The organism is Microbacterium sp. MPKO10 (assembly GCF_026107415.2).
In the GTDB taxonomy this organism is placed as follows: domain Bacteria; phylum Actinomycetota; class Actinomycetes; order Actinomycetales; family Microbacteriaceae; genus Paramicrobacterium.
The window spans coordinates 1-23862 of record NZ_JAPCHX010000009.1 but is presented as its reverse complement, the minus strand read 5'-3'; the positions used below and the strand labels follow the sequence as shown (position 1 = coordinate 23862).

General features: G+C 64.1%; 19 protein-coding genes. 12 read left to right on the top strand and 7 right to left on the bottom strand.

Translation table 11 applies throughout. The annotated features are described in order from the left end of the window. Position 1: 1 nt before the first annotated feature. A complete protein-coding gene (locus tag OK352_RS17160; RefSeq protein ID WP_265142750.1) occupies positions 2-1696 on the bottom strand; it encodes an ABC transporter substrate-binding protein in 1695 nt (564 codons plus the stop codon). A 53-nt stretch (positions 1697-1749) separates the two neighbouring features. After that, a complete protein-coding gene (locus OK352_RS17155) occupies positions 1750-3726 on the bottom strand; it encodes a glycoside hydrolase family 127 protein (RefSeq protein ID WP_265142749.1) in 1977 nt (658 codons plus the stop codon). Between the two features lie 442 nt (positions 3727-4168). Between OK352_RS17155 and OK352_RS17150 the strand changes: the two genes are divergently transcribed. The 9 genes from OK352_RS17150 to OK352_RS17110 all read left to right on the top strand — a co-directional run bounded on the left by OK352_RS17150 (position 4169) and on the right by OK352_RS17110 (position 14011). Beyond that, on the top strand, positions 4169-6463 hold the full coding sequence (locus tag OK352_RS17150; protein WP_265142748.1) for a hypothetical protein: 2295 nt from the start codon (positions 4169-4171) through the stop codon (positions 6461-6463). A gap of 175 nt (positions 6464-6638) precedes the next feature. Further along, positions 6639-8123 carry an alanine/glycine:cation symporter family protein gene (locus OK352_RS17145; protein WP_265142747.1) on the top strand — a complete coding sequence of 495 codons (1485 nt, stop codon included), beginning with the start codon at positions 6639-6641 and terminating at the stop codon, positions 8121-8123. A gap of 32 nt (positions 8124-8155) precedes the next feature. After that, positions 8156-9466 (top strand): MFS transporter, encoded by a 1311-nt coding sequence (locus tag OK352_RS17140; protein WP_265142746.1) that lies wholly within the window; start codon positions 8156-8158, stop codon positions 9464-9466. Between the two features lie 342 nt (positions 9467-9808). Continuing rightward, positions 9809-10333 carry a proline racemase family protein gene (locus OK352_RS17135; RefSeq protein ID WP_265142745.1) on the top strand — a complete coding sequence of 175 codons (525 nt, stop codon included), beginning with the start codon at positions 9809-9811 and terminating at the stop codon, positions 10331-10333. Beyond that, positions 10330-10461, top strand: a complete 132-nt coding sequence (locus OK352_RS17130; protein ID WP_265142744.1) for a hypothetical protein — start codon at positions 10330-10332, stop codon at positions 10459-10461. The genes OK352_RS17135 and OK352_RS17130 overlap by 4 nt, the downstream gene beginning before the upstream one ends. 434 nt (positions 10462-10895) lie before the next feature. Then, complete coding sequence (locus tag OK352_RS17125; RefSeq protein ID WP_265142743.1) at positions 10896-11309, top strand: hypothetical protein; 414 nt, start codon at positions 10896-10898, stop codon at positions 11307-11309. A gap of 59 nt (positions 11310-11368) precedes the next feature. After that, on the top strand, positions 11369-11980 hold the full coding sequence (locus OK352_RS17120; protein WP_265142742.1) for a hypothetical protein: 612 nt from the start codon (positions 11369-11371) through the stop codon (positions 11978-11980). A gap of 27 nt (positions 11981-12007) precedes the next feature. After that, entirely contained in the window at positions 12008-13042 is a 1035-nt protein-coding gene (locus OK352_RS17115; RefSeq protein ID WP_265142741.1) for a proline racemase family protein, read from the top strand. A 27-nt stretch (positions 13043-13069) separates the two neighbouring features. Further along, complete coding sequence (locus OK352_RS17110) at positions 13070-14011, top strand: ornithine cyclodeaminase family protein (RefSeq protein ID WP_265142740.1); 942 nt, start codon at positions 13070-13072, stop codon at positions 14009-14011. A gap of 90 nt (positions 14012-14101) precedes the next feature. Here OK352_RS17110 and OK352_RS17105 read toward each other — a convergent pair whose 3' ends face one another. From OK352_RS17105 to OK352_RS17090, 4 genes are all read right to left on the bottom strand, one after another. Next, positions 14102-15565 carry a PTS ascorbate transporter subunit IIC gene (locus OK352_RS17105; RefSeq protein WP_265142739.1) on the bottom strand — a complete coding sequence of 488 codons (1464 nt, stop codon included), beginning with the start codon at positions 15563-15565 and terminating at the stop codon, positions 14102-14104. Between the two features lie 33 nt (positions 15566-15598). Then, complete coding sequence (locus tag OK352_RS17100) at positions 15599-15874, bottom strand: PTS sugar transporter subunit IIB (RefSeq protein WP_265142738.1); 276 nt, start codon at positions 15872-15874, stop codon at positions 15599-15601. Positions 15875-15884: 10 nt separating this feature from the next. Next, positions 15885-16373 (bottom strand): PTS sugar transporter subunit IIA, encoded by a 489-nt coding sequence (locus tag OK352_RS17095; RefSeq protein WP_265142737.1) that lies wholly within the window; start codon positions 16371-16373, stop codon positions 15885-15887. 111 nt (positions 16374-16484) lie between these two features. Continuing rightward, positions 16485-17633: an ROK family transcriptional regulator gene (locus OK352_RS17090; protein ID WP_265142736.1), complete on the bottom strand. Its 1149-nt coding sequence runs from the start codon at positions 17631-17633 to the stop codon at positions 16485-16487. Positions 17634-17701: 68 nt separating this feature from the next. On the opposite strand from OK352_RS17090, the gene OK352_RS17085 reads away from it, so the two are divergent. Continuing rightward, positions 17702-19786: a transketolase family protein gene (locus tag OK352_RS17085; RefSeq protein ID WP_265142735.1), complete on the top strand. Its 2085-nt coding sequence runs from the start codon at positions 17702-17704 to the stop codon at positions 19784-19786. A gap of 45 nt (positions 19787-19831) precedes the next feature. On the opposite strand, the gene OK352_RS17080 is transcribed toward OK352_RS17085, so the two are convergent. After that, positions 19832-20869 carry a LacI family DNA-binding transcriptional regulator gene (locus tag OK352_RS17080; protein WP_265142734.1) on the bottom strand — a complete coding sequence of 346 codons (1038 nt, stop codon included), beginning with the start codon at positions 20867-20869 and terminating at the stop codon, positions 19832-19834. Positions 20870-21045: 176 nt separating this feature from the next. Between OK352_RS17080 and OK352_RS17075 the strand changes: the two genes are divergently transcribed. Both OK352_RS17075 and OK352_RS17070 read left to right on the top strand, forming a co-directional pair. Then, positions 21046-23235, top strand: a complete 2190-nt coding sequence (locus OK352_RS17075; RefSeq protein WP_265142733.1) for a beta-xylosidase family glycoside hydrolase — start codon at positions 21046-21048, stop codon at positions 23233-23235. 271 nt (positions 23236-23506) lie between these two features. Further along, positions 23507-23862: putative immunity protein (locus OK352_RS17070; RefSeq protein ID WP_372338124.1), on the top strand; the 356-nt coding region annotated here is incomplete at its 3' end.

Genomic DNA, 23862 nt, shown 5'->3' with positions numbered 1-23862 from the left:
ACTACTCGTCCACGCTCTTCAGGCCGACAACGGTGTAGTCAATGCCACCGGAGTAACCTTCGTGAAGGTGTGCGTTGGCAATGTTGCTTCCCGTCACGGTCACGGCCTTCTCCCACGTCAGCGGCACGGCCGGAGCCGACTCGAGGATCTGCTTGTCGAGCTCACCCCAGGCCTTGTTTGCCTCGTCGACGTCGGTCATCTTGCGGATCTCCGCCATGCGCTCGTTGACTTCTTCGTTGTCGAACTGCGCGATGTTCGAGTTGCCCTGATCGAAGATCTGGCTTCCCTCGAACAGCGGGGGCAGGAAGGTGGCGCCGGTCGGCCAGTCGGGGCACCAGCCCGCGATGGCAGCATCCGTCTGCTGGCTCGGGGTGCCGATGATCTGCCAGTACTTGGCTGTGTCGACAACGTTCAGCTTGACGTCGATGTTGGCCTTGGCGAGCGACTCCTGAATGGACTCGGCCTGAGCCTGGGTGACGGGTACGGCACGCATGTCAAGGCTGAGCTCGAAGCCATCCTCGTATCCCGCTTCCTTGAGGAGCTCCTTGGCCTTTTCCGGATCGCCCTCGCTGTTCTCGCTCGGGTAGAGATCGAAGTCCTGGTGGCCCTTGACGGTCGGCGGGAGCATGGTGTTGGCGATGTCCGTGAGCGCCGGTCCGCCTGTGGCTGTCTGAACCGACTTCTTGTCGATCGCGTACGAGATCGCCTGGCGAACCTTGAGGTCGTTCAGCGGCTCCTTCGTCGTGTTGAGTGCGAGGTACGTCGTGCAGCCCTTCAGTCCTTCAAGGGTGCGCTCCTGAATCGACGGCTCCTGAATGCGCGAGAGCGACGACGCCAGGATGATGCCCGAAATGGCGTTCTTGTCGTCGCCCTGGTCGGCGATCATGCGCTCGTCGATCGTCGAGTTGTCGAGCCCGAGGGTCCAGACGAACGAGTCGGGATACGCCTTGCGCACCTCGTCACTGTCTGGCTCCCAGTACTCGTTGCGCTCGAGCACGATCGTGCTGCCCGGCTTGTACTCACTCACCACGTAGGGTCCCGATGAGATCGGCTGCTTGTCGATGCTCGTCGTCGTGACGTCACCGTCGACGGGGAACGGCGTGTAGACGGGCTGAGCGACAGCGCTGCCGAAGTCGGCGTACGGCTGGTTCAAGTGGAAGACGATCGTCTTGTCGTCTGGCGTCTCGATCGAGTCGAGGTGTCCGTCTTTATAGACGCCCTCGTAGTCGTCGGCACCCTCAAGGAGGATCTTCGCGTACGGCGATCCCACGGCGATGTCTGGGTCGAGCGACCGCTCGACGCCGAAGCGCACGTCTTCACTCGTGATCTCGGTGCCGTCCTGGAAGAAGATGTCGTCCTTCAGCGTGAAGGTCCATTCAGTGTTGTCTTCGTTGGGCGTTCCGAGATCGGTGGCGAGGTCGGGGACGATTTCGGTGGGGTCGTCCGTGTCGCCGCCGGCGAATGTGGTGAGCTGCCGGTAGATCAGACGGTAGAAGTTGTTGACTCCGCCGTCCCAGCCCTGAGCCGGGTCGAGGTGCGAGAAGTCGGTCGTGGCGAGAACGTGAAGGGTTCCGCCCTTCACTGCTTCACCTGAGCTGCCTCCGCCATCGGCCGAGCCGCCTCCGGAACTACAGCCCGTGAGGGCCAGCGCTGCTGCCAGGCCGAGACCCAGCACGACATTGCGTTTCTTCATCATTCACTCTCCTTGGGGTGCAAGCGTCTCTGCCCGCACTGTGGTGTTTCAGGGGGTTAGACCGTGCGCAGCCAAACACGCATGGCCTGGGCCTCACGGTTCCCCCACTGAAAATAGGGAACGAGTGTGAGGGGGGTTCGGGCCGCATCGGGAGCGACCGAGCCGGGTTGGGCTGACTCACCGGTCAGCTCGGGGTAGAGCTCCGGTTCGTCGATCGGTGCCGTCGGGGCGTCGCCGTGCAGCACGACGCTCGGGCCGGAGCCGACGACGTCACGCTGCTCGGCCGAAAGCGCGCGCACGTCGGCGGGGCTGACCACGATCGTGTCGAGGTCCACCGGGTTGTCCTGCTGCTCGGCGCAGTAGATGAGAGGGCCGCGAGCAACAGCAAGGCTGCCGCGCACAGCATCCACTCGGGGGTCTGCCCCGTGGGCGCGAACACGCATCGGCAGGCTGACGCGGATGCTGCTGCCCGCCGTCACGCCGGCAAGACGCACCCAGTTGCCGGCCTGCGCCGAGCTTGTTTCGCCGTCGAACGCGACGGTGGCACCGTGTGCCCACGCGGGGATGCGCACCGCAAGTGCGCGACCCGCTTCGGGAGCGGCCGTCACGTCGATCTGTACGTCGCCGTCCCAGGGGAATCCTGAGGCGATCGTGAGCTCCAGGCCATCGCGGCGGATCTCGGCGGCGGTCAGATTGGCCAGGTAGAGCGTCTCATCGTCGGTGAACGCCACGTGATCCTGCAGCTCGGCCATCCAGCGCACGATGTTGGGCGGGCAGCACGGGCAGCCGAACCACGCGCGGCGCAGAAGAGGGCCGTCAGCTTCGGCGCCGGAGCGCTGCAGGTGGTCGGGGCGCCGCTGCAGCGGGTTGTCGTAGAAGAACGCGCACCCGTCGTCTGAGAGTCCGACGGCGAACGCGTTGTACTGCACGATCTCGAAGATGTCGGCGAAGCGTGCGTCACCGCTTGTCAGCAGCATCCGCCATGCCCACTGCATGAGGGCGATCGCGGCGCAGGTCTCGTTATAGGCACGTTCGCTGGGCAGTTCGAAGCGGTCGCCGATGGCTTCGTCCGAGTGCCGGCTGCCGAGCCCTCCCGTGATGTAGAGCTTGCTGGCGACCATGTCGTCCCACAGGCGCAGGACGGCCGCGGTGAGGTCGGCGGCTCCGGTCTCGGTCGCCACGTCTGTCGCTCCCGACGCGAGGTACATCATGCGCACCGCGTGACCGGTGACCGAGTCGAGGTTGACAAAGGGGACGAGGTTCTGAAAATACTCGGGCGTGAAGATCGCCGAGTCGACGCGCTGAGTGCCGCGTCGGCGCACCATGAGGTCGGCGAGCTCGAGGTAGTGTTGCGTGCCGGTCTCACGGTAGAGCTCGACGAGCGCCATCTCCACCTCGGGGTGTCCGCCGAAGGCGAGCGGTGCGGTGGTGTCTGGGCCGAACTTCTGCCAGACGAGGTCGCTGAAGCGCACGGCGACATCGAGCAGCCGCGCATCGTCGAGCTGGCGGTGCGCCGCAACGGCCGCCTGGATCAGGTGGCCGAGCGAGTAGAGTTCGTGGCCCCACGAGAGGTTGCTCCAGGGCTCTTTGCCGATCGATTCGGCCTGGTAGTACGTGTTGAGGTAGCCATCGGGGCGCTGCGCCCGCTGAATGAGGTCGATCGCTTCTTCGTAGAACTCCCGCACCGAACTGTCGAGCTGCACCGTGCCCGCGTCGGCGCGTGCGAGCTCGTAGGCGATGCCCTCAAGAGTCTTGTAGACGTCGGTGTCGAGAAAGGGATAGCGTCCCCGATACGGTTCGTCGCTGTCGCCGATGACGGCACGGAAGTTGTCGAGGTTTCCGGCGAGACGCAGCTGCTCGATGCTGTGAACGAGCGTCTGGTCGCGGTTGCGACGCTGCCACTGCCCGAGCAGGCCATCGGTGAGCCCCACCTCGGCAGCTCCAAGTGAACGAAATCGGGATGCTGTCGACGCGACAGCGGGCCGAGCGCTGACGCCGTTCGCCGCTGAAGCGGCTGTTGTCTGATTCGGCACGGTACCTCACTGCGTTGTGGTCTGTAGTGGGTGATATGTTACACGGCACAACGGCGGTCCTGTCAATGCGTCGTGACCAGAATGTGACCGTTCACACACGCTTTCCCGTCATTCCGTGCGGATCCACAACAAAACTGCGCGGAAGGCTACACAAGAGCACATTCTCTGTGTAGAGTCTCGGTCAACCGACGGCGAGCACCCGGGGCTACCCGGCACACGTCTCATCTCGGCCAGAGTTCACTCGACCACCGATGCAGAGGCGCGCGACCGCAGGCGTGTGATCACTGCCGGCTCGACACACGTCGAGTCATACGCCCGACGGGTCACAGACCACCATCGGGCCCCCAACATTCCTGCGCGTACCAGTGATGTGTCACATGTCACGGCGGTGGCGGGCTGTCTCGCGCACGTTATCCGCACAGGAGTTCAGAGGAGAACCCACATGCCACACCTACGAGCGAGGGCGGGAGGTGCGCTGGCAGCAGCTGCGTTGTTGATGCCCGCGCTGCTTCTCGGCACGACCCCGGCGGCAGCCGCCGACGGCGACACCATCACGGTGGCCGCCGACGGCACCGTCGCCACCGATCCCGCATTCGACGGCCCGCAGATCACCGAGATCCGGGTGATCAACGAGCAGAAGTTCCTTGAGATCTACTGGGACCGCTACGTCGATGAGAACGCGGCAGTGAGCGCGGACAACCTCGTGCTCACGAACGGCGACCGCACAATCGACCTGACGCCGAAGCCTGAGTCAGGTCGCACCGACACGGTGTTCTTCGACCAGAAGAACAAGCAGATGGCCGCGACTGAGGCGAACAGCATGGAGCGCCTACCCGATGACCTGCACCTTGCGAGCATCGCCTACACGGGAACCATCGACATGAGCGAGCCGCTCACGCTCTCGGTGACCGGCACCACCATCGTCGACGACGCGGGCAGGCAGGCGAAGACCGCCGTGTACACCGGCATCCCGAAACTCGATTACTACACGCAGTCGGTGACGACAGACACGGGCATCGTGGTCAAGGCCAACCCCCGCGTCGACGCGGACACCCTGACGCTCGCCGCCGAGCAGGTTGACGTCGAGCTGGCGAAGACCGACACCGGCATCGCGTCGCAAATGGCCGATTTCGGGTGCTCGCTCGCCGTCTACGCGTCGCGCGAGAACGCGTATCTCATCCCCGAGCATCGCGGTGGCTACGATCCCGAGATGTATGACGTCGAGGGGTACGGCGGCAGCACGTACAACAACTGCGTGTCGTCGATCTCAGAGCGCAATGTGCTGCGCACGCGTGACAATGCCGATCCGTTTCTTAACACCAGCTACCCGAACGAGAACATCTTGATTCACGAGTTCGGCCACGCAGTGCGCCTCGTCGGCATCGAGACGATGGAAGACACGACGCTGTCTGACGAGTTCTATGCCGCCTACGAGCACGCGTATCTCACCGGCCTTTGGCCGAACACGTACGCCATCTCGAACAGCGACGAGTTCTTCGCCACGCTGTCGGCGATCTGGTTCGACGTGATGGCCGAAAAGCCCGACTGGAGTGATGGCGTCCGCAGCCCGATCAACACCCGCGCCGAGCTCAAGGAGTACGACCCGACGTCGTACGCGTTCTTCGAGAAGATCTACCCATCCGACATGACGCTCCCTGCGCCCTGGGACGAACCGGCACCCGATGAGTACCACGGCGACTACACCGAGCTGCCCGAGCAGACGCCGCGGGTCGCCGCGACCGATGTCTCGTTCGGCTCGGATCAGTTCCGCATCTCAACGCAGACCGTCAGCGGAGACTTCCAGATCGACAGGTTCGCGGGCGACGACGAGCACCCGGATCGCGACGTGTGCGTCTGGTTCACCTGGGGCGACGGCGTCTGGTCGATCGATTACGACGACGGGTCCTACACGATCAGCGCGTCTGACGGCAGCGGTGTGCTCTCGGCGATCTCAGACACCGAGGTGCGTTACGCGGGTGTCGAAGCGGACGAGAACGACGACGCTCAGAAGTGGCGCTTCTCACCCGACACGTCGACGCCGGATGCCCCGTATGACGGGCAGCTCATCAACGCGGCGAACGGGCGCGCACTGGCACTCGACGACCGGGCAGCAACGGGAGTGTCGCTGACGCTCTCTGCCGCGGCAGACGGCACGCGCTGGATGCTGGAAGACACGACACGCACCGAGGCGCAGGGCACAGCAGCGTACATCGCGCCGGTCACTGTGACGCTCACATCGACAGCCGCGGGCGCTGAGGGCGACGCCGCAGCGACAGCATCCACAACCCTTAAGGCAGCCGACACCGATCAGGATGCCGTCACGATCGACGTCGCCCAGCAGGGCTTCACACTGCCGGAGATCGCCGACGTGTTCGGGGCTGACTGGTCGCGCGACGCCTTCGCGTTCGCCGGCTGGAGCCTCGCCGGCGACGACAGCATCCTGCCCGCCGATTGGACCATTCCAGTCGGCACGACAAGCCTGCAGCTCGAGGCGGTATGGGAGTCTGACGCGGTGACGCCTCCGGGCGAGGAGCCCGAAGACTCCGAGGACCCGCCGGCTCCGGGGAGCGACGAAGGATCGGGCGGGACGTCGACCGATCAGGCATCGGATGCCGCGCTGCCCCGCACCGGCGCTGATAGTGCGGGCGTGCTCGCAGCAGCGCTCGTGATCGTGCTGCTGGGAGCCGGGCTACTCGGTGCACATCGGCTGAGTGAGCGCCGCCGCTCGCGACTGTAGATAACGCGAACGGCGCGGGTGCCTCGCGTTACCCGCGCCGTTCGCGACAGCGGTGAATTCTCGATCTGTTCTTTCCCTGCACCTCAGTGATATGTAATATGTCACATGTTTTAAAAACCCACATTGCCCCGTTCACTGACGAATGCGGCGTTCGCACGCCGGCAGTAAGGAAGACATGGACGTCCTCTCAGAAATCAATGACCTCATCTGGAACCCAATGGCCTACCTGGCTCTCGGCCTCGGCCTCTTCTTCACGGTTCTGACGCGGGGCATTCAGTTTCGGCGCATCCCCGATATGATCCGCGAGCTCGGCGCGAAGAAAGACACTCCAGAGGGCAACTCGCCCCTGCAGGCCGTGCTTCTCACACTCGCGAGCCGCGTCGGCGTCGGCAACATCGCCGGAGTCGCCACGGCCATCTACGCCGGCGGCCCCGGAGCGATGTTCTGGATGGTGCTGTGCGCGCTGCTCGGCTCGGCGAGCGCTTACGCCGAGTCGACGCTGGCCCAGGTGTTCAAGACGAAGATCGACGGCGAGCACCGCGGTGGCGTTCCCTACTACGTCGAGAAGGGGCTCAAGGCAAAGTGGCTCGCGGTCATTCTCGCCGCGATGATCCTCGTGGGCTACGGCTTCGTCTTCCCCGGCGTGCAGTCAAACAACATCGCGCAGAGCATGAACGAAGCATTCAGCATCCCGCTCTGGGCTGTCGCGCTCGTCGTCACGGTGCTTCTCGCCGTGGTCATCATCGGCGGAACGAAGCGCATCGTCGCTGTCGCTCAGGTGTTCGTGCCCTTCATGGCTGCGGGCTACATCATCGCCACGATCGTGATGCTCGCGATGAACGCCGAGCAGATCTGGCCGACACTTCAGCTTGTCTTCTCGAGCGCGTTCGGCGTGAACCAGGTGTTCGGCGGAATTCTCGGCGCTGCCGTCGCGTGGGGTGTGCGCCGCGCAGTGTTCTCGAACGTGGCCGGTGTCGGCGAGGGAACATTCGGTGCGGCATCCGCCGCCGTGCGCCACCCCGCCAAGCAAGGCCTCGTGCAGGCGTTCTCGATCTTCATCGACACGGTCGTGGTCTGCAATGCGACCGGAGTCATGATCCTCATCTCCGGCCTCTACGATGTCGCAGACGAGAACGGCGCCCTGATCTTCAGCGGCGCGAACGGCATCGAAGCGGGCCCCGGCTACACGCAGGCGGCGATCGACACGATTGCTCCGGGCATCGGGCCGGGCTTCGTCGCCGTCGCACTGTTCTTCTTCGCGTTCACGACGCTTATCGCGTTCTACTACATCGCGAAGACCAACCTCGTCTACCTGTTCCACGGGCGGGCCGCAAACGTCGCCGACTGGGTGCTCAAGATCGGCATGATCGCGATCACGTTCTACGGAAGCGTCGAGTCGCCCACGCTCATCTGGGCGATCGGAGACATCGGCTACGGCTCGATCGGCTGGGTGAACATGATCTGCATTCTGCTGCTCAGCCCCGTCGTGTGGAAGGTCACGCGCGACTACGACAGGCAGCGCCGCGCGGGCAAGGAGCTCGCCTTCAATCCCGAAGCACTCGGCATCAAGCGCGCTCACTTCTGGATGCAAGACCACACGGGCACGATCGCGCGGGCGAAGGCAGAGGGTCTTCTCGACGACGCGGACGACGCCCGCTGAACGCACGCAACCACCACGACACAGGAGACACAATGTCTACATCGCGCACCCGCCTGAGCGGCATCCGAAAAGTCATGGCGGCATCGGCCATCGGCCACTTCGTCGAATGGTTCGACTTCGCTGTCTACGCCTATGCCGCGCCGGTGATCGCCGCGCAGTTCTTTCCAGACTTCGACGCGACGGCGGCCCTTCTCTCGACGTTCGCCGTCTACGCCGTCGGCTTCATCGCACGGCCGGTCGGCGCCTTTCTGCTCGGCGCACTCGGTGACCGGTATGGGCGCAAGCGCGTGCTCGCGGCGATCATTCTGCTCATGGGCGTCTCAACGACTCTCATCGGGCTGCTGCCGACATACGCGGTGATCGGTGTTGCGGCACCGCTGCTTCTCGTCGCGTTCCGCATTCTGCAGGGTCTCTCGGCGGCGGGCGAGACGATCGGTTCGAACTCGTTCGTCGCCGAGCACTCCCCGACCGCGAATCGTGGCCGCAACGTGGGCATCGTCTACACGGCATCCAACCTGCCTCCCGTCATCGCCGCGTTGCTGGTTCTCGGGCTCACGACGACGCTCGCTCCCGAGGCGTACGAGGCATGGGGGTGGCGCGTGCCGTTCCTGCTCGGTGCACCGCTGGCGATCGTGGGGCTCTACATTCGCACGCGCGTCGACGAATCGCCCGCGTTCATCGAGATGCGCGAGACGAAGAAGGTCGAGAAGGCGCCGATTCGCACGGTGTTCGCGGAGCACTGGCGCTCGATGCTCTTCGTGTTCTCGATGGCGGCTGTTGCGAGCCTCGGGTACTACTCGCTCACGGGCTACTTCTACTCGTACATGACTGTGACAATCGGCCTTCCCTCAGAGGCAGCGCTGATCTCGAACAGCATTGCGCTGTTGATCACCTTCGTGATGGTGCCGGTGGCGGCGGCGATCTCGGATCGCATCGGCAGGCGCAGGATGCTGCTGATCGCGATCGCCTTCAGCGCCATCGTGGCGCTGCCCGCGTACATGCTCGTCGGGCTCGGCACGCTCGGTGCCGCCATTGCGGCGCAAGGGCTTCTCGGTCTCGCGCTCGGGCTCGTGTTCGGCCCCGCCGGGCCCGCCTACGTGGAGATGTTCCCCGCGCGGGTGCGCTACACCGGAGCGTCGATCAGTTACAACCTGGCGTTCACGATCTTCGGAGGGACGGCCCCGTTGCTCGCGACAGCGCTGATCGGCTGGACGGGAGCGAACATCGCGCCGGCGTGGTACATCGTCGCGGTCACGGTGCTCGCGTTCATCGTGCTCGTGCGGATGCCCGAGACGAACAGACTGTCGATGAGTGCGGATGCTGGTGAGAAGACCCGTGTTTAGGCGGTCGTCGCGGCGCCGCGCGCCCGTATGCGCGGTGCCGCGACGTGCCGGAGCAACCTCGTACGGGGCAGAGCCGCGCACCGCCGCTGCACCCGAGACCGGCGCCACAACCAACGCCGCCCCGCAGAAGACCGCCCCGTGCACCGCCAGCTTCTCTGGATCTGCGACGCGCGCGAGCCTCGACGATTCGCGACGTGTGCCGGCACGAGGAGAATGTGCCGCCACGAGGAGAATCTGGCGAGATCGTCCTCGCGCCAGCACATTCTCCTCGTCTCGGCACGGCCGCACGGTGGCGCACACTCGGCACGGCGCGTCGCCCGGCACACCTGAGAGACTCGAGACATGACTCCAGTCAGCACCGTCGACTACCACACAGCGGGGGAGCCGTTTCGCATCGTCGCCGACGCGGATGCGGCGCTGCGTGGCGACGAAGCGACAGATGCAGCACCTTCAGACGGTGCCGACGCGAATTCTGCGCTGGCTGGCGACGCTGCTGTGGATGCGGCTGCGAATGCGGTGCTCGCACGCGATGCCGCGACAGATGCAGCGCTCGCTGGCGACACCTCCGCACAACGCGGTGCCCGCGCAGGGCAGCCTCTCTCGCGCGCCGTATCGATCGTCACCGACTCGCATCTCACCGTTGCCGAGCGTCGCATCCGCGCGATGGCACCGGCGTCGCCGCTTGACGATCTGCGCCGCATTCTCTGCTTCGAACCGCGCGGCCACGCCGACATGTACGGCGGCTTCATCGTGCCGCCAGACGATGACGGAGCTCACTTCGGCGTGCTGTTCTGGCACAAAGAGCTGCTGCGACAGCATCCATCGCGCCGAAGGCCGCCGCCTCGGGCCAGAATGCCGTCACGATGAGCGTTGCTCAGCAGGGCTTCTCGCTGCCGGGCATCACCGATGTGTTCGGAGCCGATTGGTCGCGCGACGGGTACGACTTCGTCGGGTGGCGCGTCGCGAGCGACGACAGCATCCTTTCTGCCGACTGAGTCATTCCGGACGGCACGACGGAGCTCGCTCTCGAAGCGGTCTGGGAGCCTGCCGAGGTCACGCCGCCGACCGAACCCACCGATCCAGACGATCCCGCTGGGACGGGCGACGGGTCGACTCCCGATGATTCGACGGGCGGAACAACGGATGCCTCGGGCGAGCTGCCGCGCACGGGTGCAGACGTCGCGGGCCCCGTTGCCGCCGCGCTTCTGGCGCTGCTGCCCGGCACCGCGCTGATCGTCGCGCGTCGAGGCCGTTCTCGCTCGTCGCGGTAGCGCTTCACGGCCTTACCAGAATCGTGTGTGGTGCGGATGCCGTGACGGCATCCGCACCACACACGACGCTGTGCCTCAGCACCCGAGTGAACCATCGATGCGCGCGACCACCGGTATTCGGTAGAGTTCCCGCACGAGAATCCAGCGAGAGGACGACCATGGCGGATGAAGCAATCGTGCCGTTGATGCACGCACTCGTCGACGGAATCGACGCATCGGCGATGAAACGCGGCGACCCGGTCCCGGATGATTGGAAGTCGTTCTCGCTCGCTGTCGCCCTGAAGCGCGATGGCCGGTGTCTCAGTGCCTCGGGGTACGCATACGGGCACGACGATGCGTGGATCAAGGCAATCTCTCTGCACCCCGACGCGATTAAAGAGACCCTGGCTGCGTTCTTGGCCGAGCGTTATACCGACGGGGCGACTCTTCCCGTGAAGATGCTGTTTCAATTGGAACTGGCAACGGGCAGCTACAACGTCGAGTACGAAGACACCGACGACGCGCGCTGGGATCCGACGCCGAGGAACTATCGGGAACTTCAGGCAGAGCTTAAGCCAGTGTTCGACGACTAGGACGCGTCAGCCTCACCGGTGAGCGATGCGCGCGCAGACCGGTTATCCTCGTCATCACCATGTCTCACCGCTACATCTACACGACTCAGGTCGGCACGCGTGCCGACACCAACGACCCCGGCCGGCCGTGGGGCCTGTACTTCGCCGACGACGAGTTGACCGAAGATGCGGCTCGAGCACGCTACGCGCTCGAACCGCAGGATCGCCAGAACGGCTTCATCGGCATCGTGCGTGTAGAAGACGGTGAAGAGCGGCCGTCTGCCTATCTGCAGATGGGGCCTCGCGCCAACGGGGCCAGGCTCCACAATCTCGGGCCTCACGGAGTGATCCAGGTGTCGTACACGTGGGACGCGTATCACGAGCCGCCTCGGGCGTCCGACCCCTATGAGGGCGATGCATCGCAGGTCTTCCTCGGCTCCATCGTCTGGTTCACGTATCCCGATGAGAACCAGTTCTGGCGCCAGAGCAAGAACGTCGGCAGCGTCATGTACGACTTCCGTGAGAACGGTTATGCCCGCGCAGACGAGTCGGTGCGCGGGGGTTTCGGCAACCCCGATGAGGTCACCACGCGCGAATTCGAGAACGTCGACGTTTCGGCGAATTGGTTTGATATTCCTGAGTTCGGCGACTGGGAAGCGTTCTTTCACCCCGAAGGCGACGAGGAGGAATAGCCGACCCGACCTGAGAGACTCAAGAACATGGATGCTGTCAGCACAGTCGATTTTCATACGGCGGGTGAGCCGTTTCGCATCGTCGAGACGTTGCCCGACGACGCGACCGCGCCCGGCCCCACCGTTGCCGAGCGACGCGTGCGCGCCATGCGCCGAGGCTCAGACCTCGACGACCTGCGCCGCGTGCTGTGCTTAGAGCCGCGCGGCCACGCCGACATGTACGGCGGCTTCATCGTGCCGCCCGATGACGCAGGCGCACACTTCGGCGTGCTGTTCTGGCACAAGGACGGGTTCTCGACGGCCTGCGGGCACGGCACGATCGCGCTCGGCGTCTGGGCCGTCGAGACCGGTTTGGTCACGGCGCCCGACACCGGCGTGACCGACGTCGTGATCGATGTGCCGTCCGGTCGCGTCACCGCTCGGGTGCACACCGAGGCGGGCGACGTCACAGCCGTGGACTTCGTCAACGTTCCGAGCTTCGTCGTCGCGACCGACGTTGCCGTGCAGACCTCCCGCGGCGAGGTGCGGGTCGACGTGTCGTACGGCGGCGCGATCTACGCGCAGCTCGACGCAGCATCCGTTGGGCTGGCCGTCGAGCCGCAGAACGTCGACGCCCTCATCGCGCTGGGCCGCGAGGTGAAGTGGGCGCTTAACGACGCTGCCGTGGCGCAGCATCCGGACGACCCTCGCCTCAGCGGCATCTACGGAACGATCCTCTTCGAGCAGACCCCGACCGGCAGCACCGCCCCGCAATCGCGCGTCATCGCGCAGCGCAACGTCACCGTCTTCGCCGACGGACAGGTCGACCGCTCGCCCTGCGGATCCGGCACTGCCGCGCGTATCGCCACGCTCGCCGCCGCCGGCACGATGCGCGACGGCGATGTGCTGCGGCACGGGTCGATCGTCGGCTCCACGTTCACCGGCAGCATCCTGAATCGAACCCGCGTGCACGGCATCGACGCCGTGATTCCGCAGGTGTCGGGCATGGCCTACCGCACGGGCGAGAGCACATTCACCGTTGACCCCAGAGATCCCCTCACACCAGGTTTCGTTCTGAGATAGCGACGTAAGAGAAAGCGAGTGCCGACAATGATGACCTACGTTGACGCCGACACCGTTCGTGCGACCCTGACACCGGATGCTGCCGTCGAGGCGATCCGCGACACCCTGCTGAAGGGCTTTGACCCGGCCGACGACATCCCCCGCCAGCTGCTGCCGATCCCGGGCGGCGAGCTGCTCGTGATGCCCTCGGCCACCGAGCAGGCGACGGGCATCAAGGTGCTGACCGTTGGACCAGACGACCCCAGCCGCACGGTGCCGCGCATTCAGGGGCAGTATCTGCTGTTCGACCCAGACACGCTGTCGCCGAGCATGATGCTCGACGGCATCGCCCTGACATCGTTGCGCACACCCGCGGTGTCGTTCGCGCCCGTCGCCCCGCTGCTGGCGGCGCACACAGAGCCGCTTCACGTCGTCATCGTCGGAACCGGGGCGCAGGGCGTCGCCCACGAGGCGACGCTGCGGGCCGTGCTCGGCGACCGCCGCGAGGCCGAGATCACGTATGTGAGCCGCACGCGCCCCGACTGGTGCGAGCGGTGGGCCGAGACCGGCTCTGATGATGCGCGCGTGGCCATCGCGGCATCCGATCTGGTGGTCTGCGCGAGCACCGCCAAGGCTCCGGTGCTCAAAGATGACTGGGTGAAACAGGATGCTGTCGTGATCGCGCTCGGTTCGCACGACCCTGCCGAGCGCGAGCTGCCGAGCGCGCTGATGGCGCGGGCGCAGATCGTGGTGGAAGAGGTCGACACGGCGTTCCGCAGCGGCGGCGACATCGTGATGGCGGCGGGCGACGGTTCGATCACGCGCGCCGATCTGATTCCGATGCGGGCGGTGATTCGCGGCGAGCACGAGCTGCACCGCGACGCCCCGATTGTGGTGAAGACAACGGGTATGTCGTGGGAAGACCTGGCCCTGGCGACGGCGATCTCGAACCTGCTCGGCGGCGGGAACGCCGAGTCAGACGCCACGTAACCAAACCACAGCGCTGAGGGAAGAACGCACTTCTCAGAGTCGTTCTTCCCTCAGCGTCTCCCCCCTGACGGTGCCGGAGATGCGCCACGATCAGCTGGTGCTGTGCTCCTCTTTTTTCGCGAGGAAAGCATCACGTTTTGCACCGGGCACCCACCCGGCGTCGACCACCTTCTTCTGGAAGATCGACGCCGCGACAACCAACACCACGCTGAGCGCGACGCAGAGCACGATTCCGAGACCTGTCGGGCCGATCACGCTCAGCCCGACCAGTGAACCGAACCAGCCGAAGTCGGCATCGCCGAACGTGCTGTTCGCGAACCCGAACTCGCCCAACACCAGCAGCAGAATCGCAGGCAGAATCGTGATGATCACGCCGTTGATGAAGCCGCCGAGCGCTGCGCCGATTCGACCGCCAGATGAGTTTCCAAAGACTCCGGCGCCGCCGCCGGTGAAGAAGTGCGGCACCATGCCGGGCAGAATCAGCGCGAGGCCGAACATCGGGTTCAGCCACACCGCCAAGAGCAGCAGAGAGACGAGCCCGCCGATGAACGAGCTGATGAAGCCGATCAGTACAGCGTTCGCCGCGAATGGGAACACGATCGGAACGTCGAGCGCGGGCTTTGCACCGGGGACGATCTTCTCTGCCACACCTTGGAATGCTGGAACGAGCTCCCCCAGCACCGTTCGCACGCCGTAGAGAATCACAGCAACGCCAACGCCGAACTGCAGCGCCAACGCGAAGCCGGCCATGACCGTTGCTCCCGGATCGTCTCCGCCCAGCAGCTCAGACGTTGCAGCGGGGTCCACAATCAGACCCCAGATGGCGAAGACGAGGTAGATGAGCACCATCGAGAGCGCCGTCGCCACCATCGAGTCACGAAGAAAGCTCAGACCCTTCGGGAATTTGATCTCTTCTGTCGAACGGCTGCGCCCGCCGGTCGCCTGCCCGATCGCACCCGCCGCAATATAGCCAGCCGATCCGAAGTGCCCCATTGCGATCGTGTCATCGCCGGTGATCTTCTTCATCCAGGGATGAGCGAAGGCCGGCATCACCACCATGATCACGCCGAGCAGCACTGCGCCGACGATGACCACGAGCCAGCTGAACTCCTCGCCGAACCCGACAGTGAGCACAACACTCAGCAGAAGCGACATGAAGACCATATGGTGCCCCGTGAGGAAGATGTACTTCAGAGGAGTGAATCGCGCGAGCAGAAGCATCACGATGAACCCGAGAACGAGAACATAGGCGCTTGTCGCACCGTACTTCTCTGCCGCGAGAGCGGTAATCACCTCATTCGTCGGGATCACGCCCTGCGCGCCCGTGACTTCGAGAATCAGCTTGCCGAGCGGATCGAGCGATCCGGTCACGACGTTGGCGCCGGCACCGAGAATCAAGAACCCCAGGGCTGCTTTCAGGCCGCCGCCGATCACCTGCCCGGCGTTTCGGCGCAATGCAATCAGCCCAATGGCCGTAATGATCCCGATGAGGTATGCGGGAACGTTGAGAATCTGCTGCCCAATAAAATTCAGGACGATTACTAGCCACTCCATCGGGGCTCCTTTCTTCGCGCGCTACGACGCCGTCTAGCGCTCTATGCTCTGATCGAGCTTCTCTGTGATCTCGTTCACGTCAGTGAAGTTATTGATGACGATGACCTTCGCTGACACCTCTCCGACTTCCTCCGCGAGCTCCGCAGACGTCAAGACGATGTCGGCCGTGCGCGCCGCTCCACGAGCGGTTCCAATGTCTGCCGCCTCAACATCGCCGTCGACGTCCATGGCGCGCAGCGCCTTCTCGGCATTCATCTTGAGCAGCACGGATGTTCCAATTCCCATGCCACATACAGCGACAATCTTCATTTCTTACTCCTCACATTCCGCTGTCTTCTGGGGTTGATGCTGCATCGCCGTGAGCGACGCGATTCAGAATCGACCGCACGTCCGCGGCCGAGTCTGCGCTCATGAGCTCGGCGAGTACGGCGTCATCGGCGAGCACACCAGCGAGCTCCGCCATCACCTCGAGGTGCGACTGATGATCAGGTGCCGCCAGGCCGATGACGAGACTGACCGGGTCGTTCGCCTCGCTGCCGAACTCAACAGGCTCAGCGAGCGAAACCCAGCTGAGCCCTGCCCGCAGCACGGCCTCTGACGGCCGCGAGTGAGCGAGCGCGAACCCTGGAGCGATGACGATGTACGGTCCGTGGTCATCAAGCGCCTGCAGCATCTCGTCCGTGTAGCGCTCGGTCGTCGCCCCTTGGTCGACAAGCCCTCGGCCCGCGAGCTGCACGGCCTCACGCCAATCGCGCACTGTCGCGCGAGTGGCGACAGCCGCGTCGGGAAGCTGTTCTGCCAGAGTCATGTGCGCTCCTCCTATGGCATGTGCACGGAATCCAGCTCTGTGGCATCCCACTTTTGCACACTTTTATTCCAAAGCGCTAGAGCACAGCGAGAAATTGCTTCCCGCGTGCTGTCACGTCATGCGGGAACGCGTCAGAGCGCTGATGCGGTCTGGCTCGAAAAGCGCGTCAAGCGCCAAAGCGGACGCTCCGCGCACGCCGGCTTTCGCGGAAAGACGGGCTTGTTCGACGACGAGGCTCTGGCGCGAGTAGACGTGCGCAGCACCAAAGAGAGACCGCCGAACCGCGGAAATATAACGTTCACCCGCCTCTGCGAGATTGCCGCCCACGACGACGGCAGACGGATTCAGCAGCCCGACGACATCGGCAAGCGCATAGCCGATCACCTCGCCGACCTCCTCGAGAAGCGCCAGAACTTCTGGATTGCCGTTCTCAGCAAGTTGAAGGATGTCGGCGCTCGTGCGCACGTACTCCCCCGAGCGAACAAGGCGGTCACGGATCGTCCCTCCACTAGCGACAGTCTCAAGGCGACGGAGCGGCTCGCTCAGTCTGTCGCGCAAGGGAGCGCTGAGCTGCCCCGCACCCCCGCGGCTGCCGCGCACGACATTGCCATCCATGACGAACGCGCAGCCAACGCCGATCCCCGATTTCACGACGACGAGATCGCGAAACTCAGGCCATCCGAAGCGCGCCTCGCCGATCGCGAGCACATTGACGTCGCGATCGACGGCGATCACGATATCGTCTGGCCACTGACCCAGATAGTCGCTGACCACGACGTTGTCCCATCGAGGGTCGAGCTGTGGGCTCCCCAGCGTTCCCGTGATCGAGTTGACGGGGCCAGGCACGCCGATGCCGATGCCGCGCACGTCGCTGCGACTCCAGCCCCCTCGTGTGAGCAGGAAGTCAAATACCTGCTCAGCCCACCTAAAGATCTCTTCGGGCCCGTCGAAAAGGCCGATATCGGCTTCGTCTTCGACGAGCACTGTTCCGACCACATCGGTGATGCCGACACGTGTGTGAGAGCTGCCGATATCGACAGCGAGCACTACGCCGAGCGCCGCGTTGACCTCGAACTCCTCACTGGGGCGCCCTCCACCGCTTGCGGCGTGACCGGCGTGGACGACAAACTCACTGTCGAGCAGCTCGTCAAGCCGGCGGCTCAGCGTCACGCGCGACCACCCGAGCGCTTCGAGCAGATTTGACCGCGTTCTCGCCTTTCCCGATCGAATGAGATCGAGAACAATCCCAGATCCTGTCATGATCCTGCCTGGCATCGTCCGATTACCCCCTCTTGGCTTAAGTCTATTCATAGACTAAAGTCCTCGATATGTCACCCACCGACGCCGCTGATGAAGAGAATACGTTCGTCCGTCATGCGCGAGACGAGAGCGAGCGCCGCGCCGTTGCCGCCGCGATCGCTATTCCTCCAGTCGTCGTGCAGGCAAAGGGCCACGGCCACGCCGGAACTGCCATGGCAATGGCCCCGCTCGCTCACACGCTCTTCCATCGCGTCCTTCGTCACAATCCCGCGAACCCGAATTGGGAGGGACGCGACCGCTTCATCCTCTCGGCCGGCCATGCGAGCCTCTTGCTGTACACGCAGCTCCACTTGTCGGGCTACGACCTCACGCTCGACGACATTGCTCATGCGCGAACGCTCGATGCCCGAACGCCCGGGCATCCTGAGCTGGGCGTGACTGCCGGCGTCGAGATGTCAACGGGTCCGCTGGGTCAGGGGATCGCGAGCGCTGTCGGGCTTGCCCTCTCGATTCGGCGCGACGCCGCGCTCCATGGCGCGGGGAGCGACGTCTGGAACAGCACTGTCTTCGCACTGGCCGGTGATGGCTGCCTCGAGGAGGGCGTGTCAGCTGAAGCGGCGAGCCTTGCCGGCACTCTCGGCCTCGGCAATCTCGTGGCGGTGTGGGATGACAACCGCATCACCATTGACGGCGCCGCAGATATCGCGTTTACCGAGGATGTTCGGGCGCGATTCCGCGCATATGGGTGGCGCGTTCTCGAGATTTCCGACTTCCGCGATATTGACGAAATCGAGACAGTTTTGACCTCTGCTCGAAGAGACACGGGTGCTCCAACACTCGTTGCAGTACGCAGCGTGATCGGCTCCCCTTCGGCGAAGATCGGAGGAACCAGCGCTGCCCACGCTGGCGCGCTGGGAGCAGAGGAAACAGCTGCGGTACTCACTGCGCTCGGATTCGCACCGGAGACAGCACTCGATGATCTCGTCGACGACACGGTGGGAACAGTGACTCGACTGACGAGAGAACGTGGCGCCCGCCTCGAACGCGAATGGCTCGAACAGTTCGAGACGTGGCGGTCACGGCATCCTGAACTCGCTGAACGCCGCGAAGCTCTGCAACGAGCATTTCCGCATCGAGGCAGCCCCGTCGATGCATCGGCAGCACTCGAGGCGCTTGAATCGCTCGACCTGCCCGCAGTCGGAGCGCAGAGTGCAACTCGCGCAACCAACGGCGAAGCGATCAGAGCGTTGTGCAGGGCGGGCATCACATTCGGCGGATCTGCCGACCTGTCGGGGTCAACGTCAGTCGCGATACCGGGCGAGGCGGTGTCGACCGAGAATCCGGGCGGCGACTTCGTGCATTTCGGCATCCGGGAACATGCAATGGCAGCCGTCATGACGGGCATCGCACTGCATGGGCTCTGGCGGCCGTATGGCTCCACCTACCTGACGTTCAGTGACTATCAACGCCCGAGCATCAGGCTCGCCGCGCTCATGGAGCTGCCGGTCACCTACATCTACACTCACGATTCGGTAGCCGTCGGTGAAGACGGGCCAACGCACCAGCCCGTCGAGCAGATCGCCTCATTGCGCACGGTACCGGGGCTCTGCGTCATTCGGCCAGCGGATGCCGCCGAAGTGATCTCGGCGTGGAAGGCAGTGGTGACCTCTTCTCCCGCGCCGACTGCGTTCATCTTGTCGCGCCAGGGGGTTGCTGTTCTCGAGCAGCGCGACAATCTCGATGACAAGGTAGCGAACGGCGCCTACGTCGTGTGGCAGTCCGGTGACGGTATGGATGCCGCTATCATCGCCACCGGGAGTGAAGTCGCTGTCGCGATCAACGCCGCACGCGAGCTGGCTGGGCTTGGTACTGCTGTGCGCGTCATCTCGATGCCGTGCGTTGAGTGGTTCGAACGCTCGTCTGCAGCCTGGCAGGAGTCGGTGCTCCCCGCACGGCTTCGTGCGCGTGTTGCTGTCGAAGCCGGTCGCGGCGATGCCTGGTTCCGATGGGTAGGCCTCGATGGTCGTGTGGTCAGCGTCGACGAATTCGGCGAATCCGGTGCCGGCGACGAGGTGCTCGCTCGCAAGGGAATTACCGCGGCCGCGGTCGTGGAAGCGACCCGTGACGTGGTCTCGGCACTCTACGAACAGTAGCGGCGCTCGACCCCAATGACGGACACGAGCTTGCGTGCCGGCGGTTCAGCGCCGGTCGGCGAGCGTACTGCCCTCGACAATCGAACAGGGCAACAGCACCCTCGTCTCGATCGACTCGTCGACCTCGCCCGACATAATGCGCGCGAGAAGGCGGACGGCTTCAGCACCGAGCGCGGTACGTGGCGCGACGAGTCGGGTGACATCGCGGGCGGCTTCGTCTCGGCGCGCATGCTCCCCCAACGCCACAACTGACAGGTCTCGGGGAACGGCACGTCCTTCGGACTCGATATGTGCCACGAGTCGATCCGCCTCTACGGGATCTTCGACGAAGACAACGGTTGATCCATGCACGTCGACATCTCGCGCGAGCTTCTCGGCCTCGCCCGACGAGCGCGTCACGACGCGAGAGCTCACACCGTGCTTGCGCGTCGCAGCCACGAAGCCAGCCAAGCGATCACGCGTTGATTCCGCGTCGAATGGCAACGCCGCATACGTCAATTTCGTGTGCCCGCGCGCGACAGCGAGGTCGACAAGCTCACCAACCGCCGATGCGTAGTCCGCGCCGACATATGGAACCCGTGCATCGCCATCGCGGCGCCCAACCGCGACAAAAGGGTACTCCAGCTCAACGAGACGAGCGAGCTCACCAGCATCCATGTGACGACCAAGCAGCACACAGCCGTCTGCCAATCGAAGTCGACTTCCCTCACGCAGCAGCCGCCGGGGGCCGTCGTGTGTGCGCGAGCTGGTGAACATGAGCAGATCTGCTCCCAGCTCTTCGGCGGCGGACTCGACCCCCGTCAGCAACGGCGCGTAAAAGTCTGATGCTTCCGCAGGGAACGCCGACTCGTAGGTAAACACTCCGACGATGTTGTTCGATTTGCCCGCGAGACTGCGGGCAGCCGGATCTGCTTCATAGTTCGTCTCATGCAGCACGTCGAGAACGCGCTGCCGGGTGGCGTCGGAAAGCCGCGTCGTGGTGTCGGTGCGGCCGCTCAGCACGAGTGACACAGCGGCCTGACTCACGCCGGCGAGCTCAGCGATGCGGCGCTGGGTCATCCGACGCGGACGCTGTGACGTCAAGCGGCTCCCTTCTGACGCTGCGATTCGCGCGGTTGATTCGCACGGTACACCCGCGAGCGCATCGTCCGTCACGAAATGATGCTGATTATCCTAGCGACTTCTCATGTGATTATGCGTATCATCAGCAGCGCTACCTCATCAACGTGGCGCCAGTGCCGGTGCCAGAAAGAGCATTCATGAGCATTCGACAACGCCTGGCCGCAATCGCGGCGGCCACCGCACTCATCGTCACGGGCTTCGCGACGACGACAGTTCCGTCGGCTGTGGCCGCCGTGCCCGAAGACGAGAATCCGCTTCCGGTCTTCACACTTGACGGGCCGATCATTGACAAAGACAACGTCGACACGTGGAACCCGGGACACGAGTTCATCTTCCCGTCGGTTTTTCACGCGAGCGAGTACCTCGATGAGCCCCTCGCGGAGTGGTACGTCTACTACGCACCGCACGATGCGCCGGGCGGTATCAACCTCATGTACTCCGATTCGCTCGATGGGCCGTGGACGCAGTACGAGAGCAATCCGCTCATCCGTAAGACCTGGGGCGACAACTACGACGTGTCGCATGTCTCTGCTCCGGATGCTGTCTGGAACGACGAGACCGGTGAACTCTTCCTTTACTTTCATGGAGAGAACACGACAGACCGGTATGCAACGTCGACCGATGGCGTGACGTTCGATTACGGCGGTGTCGTGATGACGACGGAACAATTTGGCCAGGATGCCACGGAGACGTCGTACAACCGCATCTTCGAGAACCCGTTCCCCGCGAATGGGTGGGAATACGCCATGTTCTTCATGGTGAACGACACGACGAACGTTCGCCGCATCGGTTTGGCATATTCACACGACATGGTCAACTGGGAAGCACAGCCCGGGTGGGTAGTTGAGCCCGGCGTCGCTGAAGGAACCAACGTCGCCGGGCCAGAGATCTGGCAGTGGGACGGCAAGACGTACGTTCTCTACGGCTCAAGCACGGGAACGATCTTCGCGAAACAGCTCGACAGCTCGCTCCATTCATTCGGCGAGTCGCTTCCGCTGTATGTTCCGGGTGCAACTCCGCCTCAAGACGGTCGTGCAAGTTCCCCGCAGATCATCACCGTCGGAGACAAGACCCACATGATCTTCGAGATCGGCGGCCGCAGCGGAACAACGATCGCGCACGCAACACTGGATCCTGACGGCATCCGTGACCCGCTCAATACCCGACCGGAAGACCCGATGTATGAGAAGTGCACGGGTGAGGGGTCTGACGAGTTTGACGGCACAGCGCTCGGTGACGCGTGGAGTGTTGTACGCGACGACGAAAGTCGTTACTCGGTCGCCGATGGTTCGCTGACGATGTCGTCGTCGCCCACGTCGATCGATGGCGCGACGCTTCCGCAGCTGCCGGTCTCTGCCGACGCATGGGAAGTCACGACGAAGCTGACGTACGCTCCGGAAGAGAAGTATCAGCAGGCCGGCCTCATGCTCTATCGCGATGATCTCAACAACGCGAAGCTCACCTGGGGATTCGCGAAAGACGGCCAGCGGATCGACTTCACCTGGAAGAACAAGGGGAAAGACCGCTTCGATGGGTGGGCATGGGAAGATTCGCTGTTCCCTCCCGCCGACATGGGCGACACCATCTGGCTGCGCATGACCAGCGATGGTGAGTGGATCACGGCTGCTGCGTCAACGAACGGTGAGACTTTCACGACGGTCGGCCGGCCGATTGCGGCAGACGAACTAGCTGCTACCGCTATTGGCCCCGCCGCCTACCGTGGCGACACCGGGGCGCCGGATACGCCAGCGTCGTTTGATTGGCTGCGGTTTACGCCAACGGATGCCGAGCTGGCGGCGTGCGCCGAGTCGGGAACTGATCCCGGCGAGGACCCCGGCACGGATCCCGGCGATGACGATCAGGGCGACGATGATCAGGGCAATGACGACGATCAGGGCGAAAACGATGACGCAGGCGATGGCGATTCCGCTGCGACATTGAGCATGTCTGTGGCTCACCAGACTCTGGAGCGCGGGGAAACGCAGACCGTCGTCGCATCCGGTTTCGAACCGGGTGAGTCAGTGACGGGAACGATGCACTCGACTCCGCTAGACCTTGGAAGCCAGACGGCGGATGCTGACGGGGATGTCACCTTCAGCTGGACAATTCCTGCCGATACCAGCGTGGGAGTCCACAGCGCCGTGCTGACGGGTGAGGTCTCCGGCGAGGTCTCAGCCGACTTCCGCGTGTCGGCAGATCAGCTCGCCGCAACGGGTGCCAATGCGGCTCCGTGGCTTTGGGCAGGTGCATTGATGCTTCTCGTGGGAGCTGCAGCGCTCACTGTCGGGCGACTGCGCGGGCGTTCGGCACCTAACAACAGATCGTAAGTCTGCTCGGGCTCGTCGCCCAGCAGGCTTCCCACCGTATGGTGCGCCGTGTTCTCTCAGAGGGCACGGCGCACCATACTGACATCTCTGTACTAAGTGGCGTTCTCGGTGTGCTGACCAGGGACATTGGTTGACGCCGCTGACAGCGCTGCCGCACGGGCGAGATCGATCGGCCTGAAGTCGCGACCAGCGTTTGAGGTTTTTTCGACTGTTTCATCGGGCAGAGGGACAACGACTTTTCATCGGTTCTCCACAGTTACAATCAATGAGCATGACTACCGGCTCGCGACCGATCGGTCGAGTTCAGCACACCCCAGACTTTGACCTGTCTTTGGAGGACCTGCGCGCGGTGACGGCATTCAACCTGGCATGTGCGATGCAGGTAATTGACATTTTTGAGGCTGTGAACCCGCATGACGAGCGACCGCGTGATGCGTTGGTCGCGGCAGAGAACTTCGTGCGGGGTGGCCCGCGGTCCCGCGCGCAGCGCATCAGTGCACCTGCCGCCCATCGAGCCTCTAAAGAGGTCATCGGCGCTGCCTCGCATGCGGCGATGGCAGCCGGTGATGCTGCGGCTTCTGCCTATATTCACCCGCTGACCGACGCCGCCCAGGCCGGCCACATCCT